Raw genomic sequence first — 13,565 nt, forward strand, 5'->3', positions numbered from 1 at the left:
TCGCCGGGCCGGGCGGCGTCGGGGTGCGGCCCGGCGGGACGCGGCCCGCCGCCCTCGCCGTCCGGCCCGCCGGCCGCGGCGTACGAGGCCACCCCGGCGGCCGTGACGGCGGCCAGGGCGGCCGCGGTGAGCAAGGACCTGCGGGACGCTTGGTACGACACGGCCGGACCCTACTGCCGCACCGCGCCCGCGCCGGCGCGGACACTCGGGAGGTCCCCCGGAAGGGGTGCCGCGTACGCCCAGTGCTCCTGCAGGGTCCGTACGGCCTCGGTGATCGCCGGCCGGCGGGCGGCCCCCGTCCGCCACACGGCGTACAACCTGCGTACGGGGCCCGGTTCCAGCGGCACGGCCACCGCCCCCGGCGGCAGCGCCCCCGTGCCCAGCCGGGGTACGACGGCGACCCCGAGCCCGGCCGCGACCAGCGCGACGATGGTGTGGTTCTCCTCGGCCACGTGCGCGATGTCGGGCTCGAACCCGGCGGCGCGCAGCGTCCGCATCAGCCAGTCGTGGCAGACCCGGCCGGGCGGCTGGCAGACCCAGCGCTCGCCGCCGAGATCCGCCCGGCGGATGACCGCCCGCCGCGTGAACGGGTGGTCCTGCGGTACCACCAGGTCGCAGCGGTCGTCCCCGATGACCGCCTGCTCGACGCCCTCCGGGGCCGGCAGCGGGGCGATGTCCCAGTCGTGGGCCACCGCCAGGTCGGTGACTCCGCGGGCCACCAGGTCCACCGACAGGTGGGGGTCGACCTCGGTGAGGCGTACGTCCAGCGCGGGATGCCGGCGCGCGAGATCGGCGAGCGCCCCGGGCATGAGCCCGCGCGCCGCCGAAGCGAAGGCGGCCACCCTCAACAGCCCGCTCGGCTGCCCGCGGCGCTCCTCCAGGGTGGTCTCGGCACGCTCCACGATCGACAGCAACTCCTGTGCGGTCTCGGCGAGATGCCGGGCCTCCTCGGTGAGCGCGACCCCGCGCCCGCGCCGCTCCAACAGGGTGGTCCGGGTCTCCCGCTCCAGCTTGGCGATCTGCTGGGACACGGCGGAGGGGGTGTAGCCGAGGGCGGCCGCCGCGCCCGCGACCGAGCCGTGGACGGAGACGGCGTGCAGGGCGCGCAGCCGGGAGAGGTCGAGCATGCGGCCCATCGTAGGCACCGCCGGGCCGCGAGGCACCCGTAAGCGATGCTTCAACCATTCCGGAAGAGATCCGCGCTGGTGCTACATGGTCACGGCGCCGATGCTCGAAGCATGCGTCCCGTTCACACCGCACTCGCCGTACTCGTCGCCGCCGTCTGGGGCTTCAACTTCGTCGTCATCGAGATCGGCCTCGGCCACTTCCCGCCGCTGCTCCTGTCCGCCCTGCGCTTCCTCGTCGCCGCGCTGCCCGCCGTGTTCTTCGTCGGCCGGCCCAAGACCGCCTGGAAGTGGATCATCGCGGTCGGGACGGCCCTCGGCATCGCCAAGTTCGGCCTGCTGTTCACCGGCATGGCCGCCGGGATGCCCGCCGGACTCTCCTCGCTCGTGCTCCAGGTGCAGTCCGTCTTCACCGCGGTCCTCGCCTCCCTCGTCCTGCGCGAGCGGCCCGGGCGGGTCCGGATCGCCGGCATGGCCGTGGCCCTCGCCGGGATCGCCGTCGCCGCCGTGGACGGGGGTACCTCCGGGCCGGTGCTCGGCTTCACCCTGGTCGTCGCGGCCGCCGCCTGCTGGGGCGTCTCCAACGTGCTGACCCGCAAGGCGTCCCCGCCCGACGCGCTGAACTTCATGGTCTGGGTGTGCACCGTCCCGGTACTGCCGCTGTTCGCCCTCTCGCTGCTGCTGGAGGGGCCCGAGCGCGACCTGGCCGCGCTGCGCGGGCTGGACTGGTCCGGGGCCGCGGTCATCGCGTACGTCGCCTGGGTGTCCACCGTGTTCGGGTTCGGCGCCTGGAACCACCTGCTCAGGCGCTACCCGGCCTCTTCGGTCGCGCCGTTCTCGCTCCTGGTGCCGGTGTTCGGGATGTCCTCGGCGGCGCTGGTCCTGGGCGAGGGCGTCTCGGGGCTGCGCTGGGTGGCGGCGCTGCTGCTGGTCGGCGGGGTGGGCATGACCTCGCTGGCCCCCGCCCGCGCGGGCGCCCGTACGAAGGCGGCGGAGGACGGCGGTGCTGCGGCGGGCGGTGCGGCGGCCGTCAGTGCGGGGAGTCCTCCTGCAGCGGCAGCCGCCAGTCCTGCCCCGTGAGGCTGACGCCGTACGAGCGGTGCGGGCGCTCGGCCACGAGGGTGAATCCGGCGCGCTCGTAGAGGGAACGGGCCGAGGTCAGCACGTCGTTGGTCCACAGCACCAGTTCGCGGTAGCCGACGGAGCGGGCGAACGCGACGACCGCGTCGACCAGGAGGGACCCGACGCCGTGGCCCCGGCCCTCCGGCTCCACGAGCAGCAGCCGGAGCCGCGCCGTGCCGGGCGAGCCGTCCTCGCGGACGCACATCACCGACCCGACCGGGCGGCCGTCCAGCTCGGCGATCCAGACGCGCTCCAGATACGGGTCGTGGTCCTCGGCGAAGTCCGCGACGATCCGGGCCACCAGGCCCTCGAAGTCGGTGTTCCAGCCGTACTCGGCGGCATAGAGCGCGCCGTGCCGCTGCACGATCCAGCCCAGCTCCCCGGGCTCGGGGTCCCGCAGCCGTACCGCTGCGGGGGAGTTGTCGGCAGGGGGCTCCATGGAGCCCCAGGGTAGCGGGCTACTTCTTGCCGCCGCCCAGGATCTGGCCGAGCAGGTCGCCGAGTCCGCCGCCCTCCGCCGGGGCGGCGCCGGGAGCGGCACCCGGGGCTCCGGCGGCCGCGCCCTTGCCGGCCGCCGCGCGCTTGGCGAAGACCGCCAGGAGGACCGGGATCAGCAGCTCGATGACGCGGGAGACGGTGGCCGCGGGGATGCCGGTCTTCTTGGACACCGCCGCGGCCACCGGCTTGCCCACCTTGGCGAGGACCCCGGCCATCAGGCCCCCGCCGAGCAGCCCGCCGCCGAGGGTGGCCACGCCCTGCAGCGGGGGTTCGGCCGCCTCCGCGACCGCCTGGCGGACCTCGTCGCCGTCCTCGTCGTCGGCCTCGACCTTCTCCTGGAGGCCGCCGGTCATGGCGCCGACCGTGGTCGCGACGGTGTCGCGGGCCCCCGACTCGTCGGTGCCGAGCAGGCCGGCGATCTCGCTCAGCCGGTCCGGGCCCAGCTCGCCGAGCACGTCGTCCTGGAATGAAGATTCGCTCATGCCTGAAACGCTACTTCTGTGGTGATTCACTGGCACTTCGGATAGGCAGCGAATCCCGCCAAGGTATTGGAAACGTAAAGTTCCGATTCCGCGTGCAACCCCTGGGCGGGACAGTGGGTCGTATGGTGCGTCGGCACTTCCGGGGAGGGATCTGGGGGGATCGGGAAGTCCGACACGGGAGGGGTAACCGTGAGGGGGTCCGGCCGCGAGGCCGGACCCCCTTCTGGGTTCCCGGGGGTTGTCCACAGGCCTGACGGGCTGTCGGCGCCGCGCGGTAGCTTCGTGCCATGACAACCAACGGGGCGGTGCAACTCGCAGTGGTCGAGGGGGTGCTCGAGCGCATCACCTACGCCAACGAGGAGAGCGGGTACACGGTCGCCCGCGTCGACACCGGCCGCGGCAGCGGGGACCTGCTCACGGTCGTCGGCTCCCTGCTCGGTGCCCAGCCCGGCGAATCGCTGCGCATGGAGGGCCGCTGGGGATCCCACCCCCAGTACGGCAAGCAGTTCACGGTGGAGAACTACCGCACCGTGCTCCCCGCGACCATCCAGGGCATCCGCCGCTACCTCGGCTCCGGCCTGATCAAGGGCATCGGCCCGAAGATCGCCGACCGGATCGTGGAGCACTTCGGCACCGACACCCTCGACGTGATCGAGGAGGCGCCCAAGCGGCTGATCGAGGTGCCCGGGCTCGGCCCCAAGCGGACCAAGCTGATCGGCGCCGCCTGGGAGGAGCAGAAGGCGATCAAGGAGGTCATGGTCTTCCTCCAGGGCGTCGGAGTCTCCACCTCCATCGCGGTCCGGATCTACAAGAAGTACGCCGACGCCTCCATCTCGGTGGTCAAGAACCAGCCGTACCGCCTCGCCGCCGACGTGTGGGGCATCGGCTTCCTGACCGCCGACCGGATCGCCCAGGCCGTCGGGATCCCGCACGACAGCCCCGAGCGGGTCAAGGCCGGGCTCCAGTACGCCCTGTCCCAGTCCACCGACCAGGGGCACTGCTTCCTGCCCGAGGAGCGGCTCATCGCCGACGGGGTCAAGCTGCTCCAGGTGGACACCGGGCTGGTCATCGAATGCCTGGCCGAGCTCGCCGCCGATCCGGAGGGCGTCGTACGGGAATCCGTACCGGATCCGCAGGGCGGGCCGGACCCGCTGACCGCCGTGTACCTGGTGCCCTTCCACCGGGCCGAGTTGTCACTGGTCGGCCAGGTGCGGCGGCTGCTGAACGCCGAGGACGACCGGATGCCGGGCTTCCAGGACGTGGACTGGGACAAGGCGTTCGGCTGGCTGGCCGGGCGCACCGGGGCCAAGCTGGCGCCCGAGCAGCGGGACGCCGTGATGCTGGCGCTGACCCGCCGGGTGGCCGTCCTGACCGGCGGGCCGGGCTGCGGGAAGTCCTTCACCGTCCGCTCGATCGTGGAGCTGGCCCGGGCCAAGAAGGCCAGGGTCGTGCTCGCCGCGCCCACAGGCCGGGCCGCGAAACGGCTCGCGGAGCTCACCGGGGCGGAGGCCTCCACCGTGCACCGGCTGCTGGAGCTCAAGCCGGGCGGGGACGCGGCGTACGACCGGGAGCGCCCGCTGGACGCTGACCTGGTCGTCGTCGACGAGGCTTCGATGCTGGACCTGCTGCTGGCGAACAAGCTGGTCAAGGCGGTGGCACCGGGTGCGCACCTGCTGCTCGTCGGGGACGTGGACCAGCTGCCCTCGGTCGGCGCGGGCGAGGTGCTGCGGGACCTGCTGGCCGAGGGCGGTCCCGTCCCCGCGGTCCGGCTGACCCGTATCTTCCGGCAGGCCCAGCAGTCGGGCGTGGTCACCAATGCCCACCGGATCAACACCGGGGTGCCGCCGATCACCGACGGGCTGCCGGACTTCTTCCTGTTCCCGGAGGAGGACACGGAGGAGGCCGGGCGGCTCGCCGTGGACGTGGCGGCCCGGCGGATTCCGGCCAGGTTCGGACTCGACCCGCGCCGCGACATCCAGGTGCTCGCGCCCATGCACCGAGGCCCGGCCGGCGCGGGGAACCTCAACGGACTGCTTCAGCAGGCCATCACGCCGGCCCGGCCGGACCTGCCCGAGAAGCGGTTCGGCGGGCGGGTCTTCCGCGTCGGCGACAAGGTCACCCAGATCCGGAACAACTACGAGAAGGGCGCCAACGGAGTCTTCAACGGCACGGTCGGCGTGGTCACCGCCCTCGACGTGGACGAGCAGCGGCTGACGGTGCGCACGGAGGAGGACGAGGAGGTCGGCTACGAGTTCACCGAGCTGGACGAGCTGGCGCACGCGTACGCCGTCACCATCCACCGCTCCCAGGGGAGTGAATATCCGGCGGTGGTGATCCCTGTCACCACCGGGGCTTGGATGATGCTCCAGCGCAACTTGCTCTACACGGCGGTGACCAGGGCGAAGAAGCTGGTCGTGCTGGTCGGGTCCCGCAAAGCCCTCGGCCAGGCCGTGCGTACCGTTTCCGCAGGTAGGAGGTTCACGGCGGTCGCGCCCAGGCTGTCCGGCCGGATACCGGTGGGAAACATCACCTAAATGATCGATCATTTTGGGTTCCCGCGCCGGTGTGGAGGGGGCAGGATGAGCAGGTTGAAGGCACTCAGTGCCGTCAAAAGGACCAAAGGCCGACCCCGAGTGCACTCTCCTGCGCCAAATGGGGGAAGGTAGAGGCAGTCAGGGCACCTCGAAGAAGAGGCACTACGTCGGTGAGGGATGACGTGAGCGACAACTCTGTAGTACTCCGGTACGCGGACGGTGAATACACCTACCCGGTGGTCGAAAGCACCGTCGGTGACCAGGGCTTCGACATCTCGAAGCTGAGGGCCCAGACCGGGCTCGTCACCTTGGACAGCGGCTACGGCAACACCGCCGCCTACAAGTCCGCGATCACCTACCTCGACGGTGAGCAGGGCATCCTGCGTTACCGCGGTTACCCGATCGAGCAGCTGGCCGAGCGTTCGACCTTCATCGAGGTCGCGTACCTGCTGATCAACGGTGAGCTGCCGACCGTCGACCAGCTCGCGTCTTTCCGCAACGAGATCACCCAGCACACGCTGCTGCACGAGGACGTGAAGCGCTTCTACGACGGCTTCCCGCGTGACGCGCACCCGATGGCGATGCTGTCCTCCGTGGTCAGCGCGCTGTCGACGTTCTACCAGGACAGCCACAACCCGTTCGACGAGAAGCAGCGGCACCTCTCGACGATCCGTCTGCTGGCCAAGCTCCCGACGATCGCGGCGTACGCGTACAAGAAGTCGGTCGGCCACCCGGTCGTCTACCCGCGCAACGACCTCGGCTACGTCGAGAACTTCCTGCGCATGACCTTCTCCGTGCCGGCCCAGGAGTACGACCTGGACCCGGTCGTGGTCTCCGCGCTCGACAAGCTGCTGATCCTGCACGCGGACCACGAGCAGAACTGCTCGACCTCCACCGTGCGTCTGGTCGGCTCCTCGCAGGCGAACATGTTCGCCTCGATCTCCGCCGGCATCTCGGCCCTGTGGGGTCCGCTGCACGGTGGCGCCAACCAGTCCGTCCTCGAGATGCTCGAGGGCATCAAGAACGACGGCGGCGACGTCGACGCCTTCATCCGCAAGGTGAAGAACAAGGAAGACGGCGTCCGCCTCATGGGCTTCGGGCACCGCGTCTACAAGAGCTTCGACCCCCGGGCGAAGATCATCAAGGCGGCGGCGCACGACGTCCTCTCCTCGCTCGGCAAGAGCGACGAGCTGCTCGACATCGCGCTCAAGCTGGAAGAGCACGCGCTGGCCGACGAGTACTTCGTCTCGCGCAACCTCTACCCGAACGTGGACTTCTACACCGGCCTGATCTACCGGGCCATGGGCTTCCCCACCGAGATGTTCACCGTGCTCTTCGCGCTCGGCCGCCTTCCCGGCTGGATCGCCCAGTGGCACGAGATGATCAAGGAGCCGGGTTCCCGCATCGGCCGCCCGCGCCAGATCTACACCGGCGAGGTCCTGCGCGACTTCGTCCCGGTCGAGGCCCGCTGACCCGAGGCACCTCGAGCAAGCGAAAAGCGCCCCGCCGTCGATCCCCCCACGGGTCGACGGTCGGGGCGCTTTCCTGTCCCCGGAACGGATTCCCCCCACGGGACCCGAGCCGGGGTGTCGGCGAGGAGCGCACGCGCGGTGCGCTCCGATTGGGTGTCTGCCGGGACCCGCACGGGTCGGGAGGGCCGCTCAAAGCACCCCGTTGGGCACGCGTCCCGGCCGGCTGATGCCCCGGACGTCCCCCAAGACCCCCGTGAACGTCCCCCAAGACGTTCCCGGCATCGCCCCATTAGACCCACTGCAGTGCCGGATGGTTACGTTGCAATCACTGTGATCTGCGTCTCCCGTGAAGAAAGTGTGGTCAAGCTGGGGAGAAGATCCATCAGCGGAAGGTTCGCAACCGGAGGCTGTTGCTCACCACGAAAACGGAGGAGAACGCCATCGCGGCCCCCGCAATCATCGGGTTGAGCAGGCCGGCGGCCGCGAGCGGCAAGGCCGCCACGTTGTAGCCGAAGGCCCAGAACAGGTTGCCCTTGATGGTGGCCAGGGTCCGGCGGGAGAGCCGGATCGCGTCCGCCGCCACCCGCAGGTCCCCCCGTACGAGGGTCAGGTCGCCCGCCTCGATCGCGGCGTCGGTGCCGGTCCCCATGGCCAGGCCCAGATCCGCCTGCGCCAGCGCGGCCGCGTCGTTGACCCCGTCGCCCACCATGGCCACCGTCCGGCCCTCGGCCTGCAGTCGGCGTACGACGTCCACCTTGTCCTGCGGGAGGACCTCGGCGATCACCTCGTCGATGCCGACCGCGCGGGCCACCGTCTCGGCGACGGCCTTGTTGTCGCCGGTCAGCAGTACTGGGGTCAGGCCCAGCGCCCGCAGCCGCGAGACCGCCTCGGCGCTGGTCTCCTTGACGGCGTCGGCGACGGTAAGGACCCCGCGGGCCGCCCCGTCCCAGGCCACCAGGACGGCGGTGCTGCCCGCTGCCTCGGCGGCCGCCTTGGCCTCGGCGAGGCCGGCGGGCAGCTCGATCGACCAGTCCGCCAGCAGCTGCTCGCGGCCGACCAGGACGGCGTGCCCGTCGACGACGCCCCGGACGCCGAGGCCGCCGAGGTTCTCGAAGCTCTCCGGGACCGACAGCCCCCCGGTGAGGTCGTTGGCCGAAGCCGCCACCGCCCGGGCGATCGGGTGCTCCGAAGCGTGCTCCAGCGAGCCCGCCAGGCGAAGGAGCTCGTGGGAGTCCACGCCTTCGGCGGGGATGGCTCCGGTCAGGGTCATCCGGCCGGTGGTGACCGTACCCGTCTTGTCGAGCACGACCGTGTCCACGCGGCGGGTGGACTCCAGCACCTCGGGGCCCTTGATCAGGATGCCGAGCTGCGCGCCCCGCCCGGTGCCGACCATCAGTGCGGTCGGCGTGGCCAGGCCCAGGGCGCAGGGGCAGGCGATGATCAGGACGGCCACGGCGGCGGTGAAGGCGGCGGTGGGGTCGTCGGTGATCAGCAGCCAGGTGACCCAGGTGCCGAGCGCCAGCACCAGCACGACCGGTACGAAGATCCCGGAGATCCGGTCGGCGAGGCGCTGCACCTCGGCCTTGCCGTTCTGCGCGTCCTCGACGAGCCGGGCCATCCGGGCGAGCTGGGTGCCCGCGCCAATCCGGGTGGCCTCGACGACGAGGCGGCCCGAGGCGTTGACGGTGGCGCCGGTGACGGAGTCGCCCACGGCGACCTCGACCGGGACGGACTCGCCGGTCAGCATCGAGGCGTCCACGGCGGAGGCGCCCTCGACGACCGTGCCGTCTGTGGCGATCTTCTCCCCGGGCCGGACCACGAACCGGTCGCCGACCGCGAGCTGCGCCACCGGGATCCGTACCTCGGCGCCGCCGCGCAGGACGGCGACGTCCTTGGCGCCGAGCTCCAGCAGGGCCTTCAGGGCGGCGCCCGCCTTCCGTTTGGCGCGGGCCTCCAGGTAGCGGCCGAGCAGGATGAAGCCGACGACTCCGGCGGCCACCTCCAGGTAGATCGAGGAGGAGCCGTCCGAACGGGAGATGGTGAGGTCGAAGCCGTGGCGCATGCCCGGCATCCCGGCATGGCCGAAGAACAGGGCCCACAGCGACCAGGCGAAGGCGGCGAGCGTGCCGACCGAGACCAGGGTGTCCATGGTGGCGGCGCCGTGCCGGGCGTTGGTCCAGGCGGCCTGGTGGAAGGGGAGGCCGCCCCAGACGACCACGGGGGCGGCCAGGGTCAGCGAGAGCCACTGCCAGTTGTCGAACTGGAGGGCCGGGATCATCGAGAGCAGGACGACGGGCAGGGCCAGGGTGGCCGAGACCAGCAGCCGCTGGCGCAGTGCGGCCAGTTCGGGGTCGCGCGGGGCCCCGGTCCCGGGCTCGGGGCGCCCGGTCTCCGGTTCCTGCTCCGGTTCCGGTGGCGGGGGCTCCTCGGCGGTGTACCCGGTCTTGACGACGGTCGCGATCAGGTCGGCGACCTGGACGCCGTTCCCGTACGAGACGCGGGCCTTCTCGGTGGCGTAGTTCACCGTCGCGGTGACCCCGTCCATCCGGTTCAGCTTCTTCTCGATGCGGGCGGCGCAGGAGGCGCAGGTCATCCCGCCGATGGTCAGCTCGACCTGGGCGGCTTCGGCCGCCGCTATGGGCCCGTCGTGCACTGTGCTGCTGCTCATGTCCGGCTCCAGGGGGAGGGCCGGGTCGTACGGAACCAGTATCAGCTGGCCGGCACGGCCCGGCGGGGTACTGCGAAGGAGGAGGGGCGCGGGGCGCTCAGCCGGCCTGGCCGGCGAACTCGTACCCGGCCTCGTCCACGGCGGCGCGCACGTCCACCTCGGCGAGCGGGGCGGCGGAGACCACGGTGACCTCGCCGGTCGCGGCGACGGCCTTGACCGAGCTGACGCCGGGCAGGGCGGAGATCTCGGTGGTCACCGCGCCCTCGCAGTGGCCGCAGGTCATGCCGGTCACCCGGTAGACGGTGGTGGTCTGGGTGTCCGTCTCGGCGGTCATGTCGTTCTCCTCTTCAAGGGCGTATCCGGTCGCCGGGGGCGGCGGTGTCGCGGATGTTCTCACTCCACCGTCCTCCCGACACCCGAAGACTATACCCCTAGGGGGTATCAATGCGAGTGTCCGGAGCGGTGTCGGGAGTGGCGCCCGGAGTGGTGTCCGGAGAGGTTTCCGGGTCAGTGGGGGTGGGAGGCGGCGAGCATCGGCTCCAGGTAGCGCAGCAGTACGGTCTTCAGCTCGGCGACGTACGCGGCGCGCTCGGCGCCCTCGCTCGCCAGGATCAGGTCGAGGGCCGCCTTGAAGATGCCCAGGACCATGCCGGAGACGCGGGTGAGCTCCTCGGGCGAGCCGTCCGGGCAGAAGGTGCGCAGGATGCCCTGGACCCGCTCCAGCAGGCCGGAGTGGAGCTCCTCGCGCTCCTGGGTGATGCCGGGGATGCCGGAGCCGTGCATGAGGGCCCAGAAGGCCGGGTTCTCGCAGTTGAAGGCGATGACCGGATCCAGGACGGCGTCGAGCAGCTCGGGCAGGGGCTTGTCCAGGTTCTCGGGGAGGAAGGCCTGGCCGTGCATGTCGCGGGCGCGCCGGAGCAGCTCGTCGCCCAGGTGGACGGCGATGGCCTCCTTGTTCGGGAAGAACTGGTAGAGCGTGCCCGGTGAGACCTCGGCCTCGCGGGCGATGGCGTTGGTGCTGGCCGCTGCGTAGCCGGTGCGGCAGAACACGCTGGCGGCGGCGTCCAGGAGCTGGGCGATCCGGCGCTCGCCGCGGGCCTGCCGCCGCGGGGCGGCCGCCTTCTCGGCGGCGCGCTCGGCCGTCTTCCCGGTCGTCATCCCGGCCGCTGTGCTCTTGGTGGCCTTTGGGGCCTTCGCGGCGTTTTCGGCCTGGGGCCTCTCGGGCATGTCCCGTCCTTCGCTTCCCGTGGGTGATTGACAAATGCGAGAGGTCGCTCGCATTCTTGGAAAACGCGAGCGAGTGCTCGTGTTTGCCAGTCTAAGTTGTCTGGCAATCACGGTGAAGGGGACACCGAGTCATGTCCGAAGTCAAAAGACCGCCGTCGTCAGGGGAGAGCGGACGGTGGACCCGGATCGTCACGGCCCGGCCGCGGCTCTCGCTGCTGCTCGCCCTCGTGGTCACGGCCCTGGCCGTCCTCGCGGGCGGCGGCGTCGCCGACCGGATGGGCAGCGGCGGCTGGGAGGACCCGGACGCCCGGTCCACCTATGCCGCCGAGGTCCTGGAGCGCGAGTTCCCGGGCTCCCAGCCCAACCTCCTCCTGCTGGTGGACGCCGCCGGACCGGGGGCGGCCGGGGTGGACGATCCGGCCGTCGCGGCCGAGGCCGAGCGGCTGACCGCGCAACTCGCCTCCGAGCAGGGGGTGGCCGGGGTCGGCTCCTACTGGCGCACTCACCTGCCCGCGCTGCGCTCCGAGAACGGCCGGCAGGCACTCATCGCCGCCCGGGTGCTCGGGGACGAGAAGACCCGCGCCGCCGTGCTGGAGCGGATCGCCCCGCGCTACCGGGGCGGTCACGGGCCGGTGAGCGTCTCCCTCGGGGGGCCGGTCGCCGTCCAGCGCGAGGTGACCACCACCATCCAGGAAGACCTGCTGCGCGCCGAGGTGATCGCCCTGCCGGTGACCCTCGTCCTGCTCGTCATCGTCTTCGGCAGCGCCGTGGCCGCACTGCTGCCGCTGGGCGTGGGCATAGTCGCCATCCTCGGCACCAATGCCGTGCTGCGCGGTCTCACCGAGTTCACCGACGTCTCCGTCTTCGCCCAGAACCTGACGACCGCGCTCGGCCTCGGTCTCGCCATCGACTACGCCCTGTTCATCGTGCGGAGGTTCCGCGAGGAGCTCGCCGCCGGGCGGGATCCGGTGGCGGCCGTGGGAGCCACCCTGCGCACCGCCGGGCGCACGGTGCTGTTCTCGGCGCTGACCGTGGCCGTCTCGCTCTCGGCGATGCTGTTCTTCCCGATGTACTTCCTGCGCTCCTTCGCCTACGCCGGGGTCGCGGTGGTCCTGCTCGCGGCGGCCGCCGCCCTCATCCTGCTGCCGGCGGCGCTGGTGCTCCTCGGGGAGCGGGTCAACTCCTTCGACCTGCGGCGGCTGTGGCGGCTGCGGCGCGGCCGGTCCGGGGCGGGCGCCGGGAAGCCGGACGCGGCCCCCGGGGGTGAGACGGGGCGGGGCTGGGCGCGGACGACCGCGCTGGTGATGCGCCGGGCCCCGCTGTTCGCCATCGCCACCACGGCCGGACTGCTGTTCCTCGGGCTGCCCTTCCTCGGGGTGAAGTTCGGCACCGTGGACGACCGGCAGCTGCCCGAGACGGCCACTTCGCACCTGGTCCAGCAGCAGATCCGCGACGGCTTCCCGGGCAGCCCCGGGGCCGGGCTGACCGTGCTGGCCGAGGGCGCGGCCGGTCCCGCCGACCTCGCCGCCTACCGGGAGCGGCTCGCCGCCCTGCCCGGGGTGCGGGTGGACGGGCCGGTCGGCTCCCCGGCCCGGCCGGGTTACGCCTACTTCTCGGTGGTCACCGATGGCGAGCCGGTGGGGCAGCAGGCCCAGGACCTCGTCGGCGTGGTGCGGAAGGTGGACGCACCCTTCGACACCGCGGTGACCGGCCAGGCCGCGGTCCTCGTCGACGCGCAGAAGGCGATAGCGGAGAAACTGCCGGCCGCGCTGGCCCTGGTGGTCCTGGCCACGCTGCTGCTGGTGTTCCTGCTCACCGGGAGCGTGCTGATACCCGTCCAGGCGGTCCTGCTCAACGCGCTGAGCCTGACGGCGATGTTCGGGGCGGTGGTGTGGGTCTTCCAGGACGGGCACCTCTCCGGGCCGCTCTCCTTCACCTCCACCGGGGACATCGAGACCACCCTGCCCGTGCTGATGTTCTGCATCGCCTTCGGACTCTCCATGGACTACGGGGTGTTCCTCATATCCCGCATCAAGGAGGAGTACGAGCGGACCGGTGACCACGAGGGGGCGGTGCGGACCGGTCTGGTCCGCACGGGCGGGCTGATCACCGCGGCGGCCGTGATCCTGGCGGTGGTGATGGTGGCCATCGGCAGCTCCCGGGTGACCAACACCAAGATGCTGGGGCTCGGGATCGCGCTGGCCGTGCTGATGGACGCCCTGGTCGTACGGAGCCTGCTGGTACCGGCGGTGATGAAGCTGACGGGGAGGGCCACCTGGTGGGCGCCGGGCCCGCTGCGGCGGCTGCACGAGCGGTTCGGGCTGAGTGAGGGGGAGTCCGCGCCGACGGCGCCGCAGGCGGCGGGGGAGGCGCCGGGGGAGACCCCCGAGCCGGACCGCATACCGGCGGGCAGCCGCTAGGGGGTGTCTTCTGCGGGC

Annotated in this window: 9 protein-coding genes and 1 pseudogene; 4 read left to right on the forward strand and 6 right to left on the reverse strand. The window is 71.9% G+C overall.

Features of this window, described 5'->3' with window-relative positions:
• Positions 1-170: 170 nt before the first annotated feature.
• Positions 171-1,127 (reverse strand): LysR substrate-binding domain-containing protein, encoded by a 957-nt coding sequence (locus ACFXGI_RS29335; protein ID WP_384712911.1) that lies wholly within the window; start codon positions 1,125-1,127, stop codon positions 171-173.
• 111 nt (positions 1,128-1,238) lie between these two features.
• On the opposite strand from ACFXGI_RS29335, the gene ACFXGI_RS29340 reads away from it, so the two are divergent.
• The gene (locus ACFXGI_RS29340) at positions 1,239-2,204 is read left to right on the forward strand and encodes an EamA family transporter (protein ID WP_384712914.1); all 966 of its coding nucleotides are present in this window, start codon (positions 1,239-1,241) and stop codon (positions 2,202-2,204) included.
• On the opposite strand, the pseudogene ACFXGI_RS29345 reads toward ACFXGI_RS29340, so the two are convergent.
• Both ACFXGI_RS29345 and ACFXGI_RS29350 read right to left on the reverse strand, forming a co-directional pair.
• Positions 2,155-2,652, reverse strand: a pseudogene (locus tag ACFXGI_RS29345) (GNAT family N-acetyltransferase); the annotation flags it as partial. The gene ACFXGI_RS29340 and the pseudogene ACFXGI_RS29345 overlap by 50 nt on opposite strands.
• A gap of 52 nt (positions 2,653-2,704) precedes the next feature.
• Positions 2,705-3,226 carry a DUF937 domain-containing protein gene (locus tag ACFXGI_RS29350; protein ID WP_384712917.1) on the reverse strand — a complete coding sequence of 174 codons (522 nt, stop codon included), beginning with the start codon at positions 3,224-3,226 and terminating at the stop codon, positions 2,705-2,707.
• Between the two features lie 287 nt (positions 3,227-3,513).
• Here ACFXGI_RS29350 and ACFXGI_RS29355 point away from each other — a divergent pair, with 287 nt between their 5' ends.
• Together ACFXGI_RS29355 and ACFXGI_RS29360 are read left to right on the forward strand one after the other, a co-directional pair.
• Positions 3,514-5,760 (forward strand): ATP-dependent RecD-like DNA helicase, encoded by a 2,247-nt coding sequence (locus tag ACFXGI_RS29355; RefSeq protein ID WP_384712920.1) that lies wholly within the window; start codon positions 3,514-3,516, stop codon positions 5,758-5,760.
• Positions 5,761-5,942: 182 nt separating this feature from the next.
• Complete coding sequence (locus ACFXGI_RS29360; RefSeq protein WP_030161574.1) at positions 5,943-7,232, forward strand: citrate synthase; 1,290 nt, start codon at positions 5,943-5,945, stop codon at positions 7,230-7,232.
• Positions 7,233-7,614: 382 nt separating this feature from the next.
• Here ACFXGI_RS29360 and ACFXGI_RS29365 read toward each other — a convergent pair whose 3' ends face one another.
• From ACFXGI_RS29365 to ACFXGI_RS29375, 3 genes are all read right to left on the reverse strand, one after another.
• Positions 7,615-9,900 carry a heavy metal translocating P-type ATPase gene (locus tag ACFXGI_RS29365; RefSeq protein WP_384712923.1) on the reverse strand — a complete coding sequence of 762 codons (2,286 nt, stop codon included), beginning with the start codon at positions 9,898-9,900 and terminating at the stop codon, positions 7,615-7,617.
• Between the two features lie 97 nt (positions 9,901-9,997).
• Entirely contained in the window at positions 9,998-10,234 is a 237-nt protein-coding gene (locus tag ACFXGI_RS29370; RefSeq protein ID WP_384712926.1) for a heavy-metal-associated domain-containing protein, read from the reverse strand.
• A gap of 173 nt (positions 10,235-10,407) precedes the next feature.
• Positions 10,408-11,127, reverse strand: a complete 720-nt coding sequence (locus ACFXGI_RS29375) for a TetR family transcriptional regulator (RefSeq protein ID WP_384712929.1) — start codon at positions 11,125-11,127, stop codon at positions 10,408-10,410.
• A 131-nt stretch (positions 11,128-11,258) separates the two neighbouring features.
• Here ACFXGI_RS29375 and ACFXGI_RS29380 point away from each other — a divergent pair, with 131 nt between their 5' ends.
• Positions 11,259-13,547 carry an MMPL family transporter gene (locus ACFXGI_RS29380; RefSeq protein WP_384712932.1) on the forward strand — a complete coding sequence of 763 codons (2,289 nt, stop codon included), beginning with the start codon at positions 11,259-11,261 and terminating at the stop codon, positions 13,545-13,547.
• Positions 13,548-13,565 lie beyond the last annotated feature (18 nt).

The sequence above is a fragment of the Streptomyces sp. NPDC059355 genome, assembly GCF_042752335.1.
Classification (GTDB): domain Bacteria; phylum Actinomycetota; class Actinomycetes; order Streptomycetales; family Streptomycetaceae; genus Streptomyces.

Coding starts and splice junctions, on each gene's coding strand:
- ACFXGI_RS29335 (WP_384712911.1), bottom strand. CDS start 1,127: ATGCTCGACCTCTCCCGGCTGCGCGCCCTGCACGCCGTCTCCGTCCAC.
- ACFXGI_RS29340 (WP_384712914.1), top strand. CDS start 1,239: ATGCGTCCCGTTCACACCGCACTCGCCGTACTCGTCGCCGCCGTCTGG.
- ACFXGI_RS29350 (WP_384712917.1), bottom strand. CDS start 3,226: ATGAGCGAATCTTCATTCCAGGACGACGTGCTCGGCGAGCTGGGCCCG.
- ACFXGI_RS29355 (WP_384712920.1), top strand. CDS start 3,514: ATGACAACCAACGGGGCGGTGCAACTCGCAGTGGTCGAGGGGGTGCTC.
- ACFXGI_RS29365 (WP_384712923.1), bottom strand. CDS start 9,900: ATGAGCAGCAGCACAGTGCACGACGGGCCCATAGCGGCGGCCGAAGCC.
- ACFXGI_RS29370 (WP_384712926.1), bottom strand. CDS start 10,234: ATGACCGCCGAGACGGACACCCAGACCACCACCGTCTACCGGGTGACC.
- ACFXGI_RS29375 (WP_384712929.1), bottom strand. CDS start 11,127: ATGCCCGAGAGGCCCCAGGCCGAAAACGCCGCGAAGGCCCCAAAGGCC.
- ACFXGI_RS29380 (WP_384712932.1), top strand. CDS start 11,259: ATGTCCGAAGTCAAAAGACCGCCGTCGTCAGGGGAGAGCGGACGGTGG.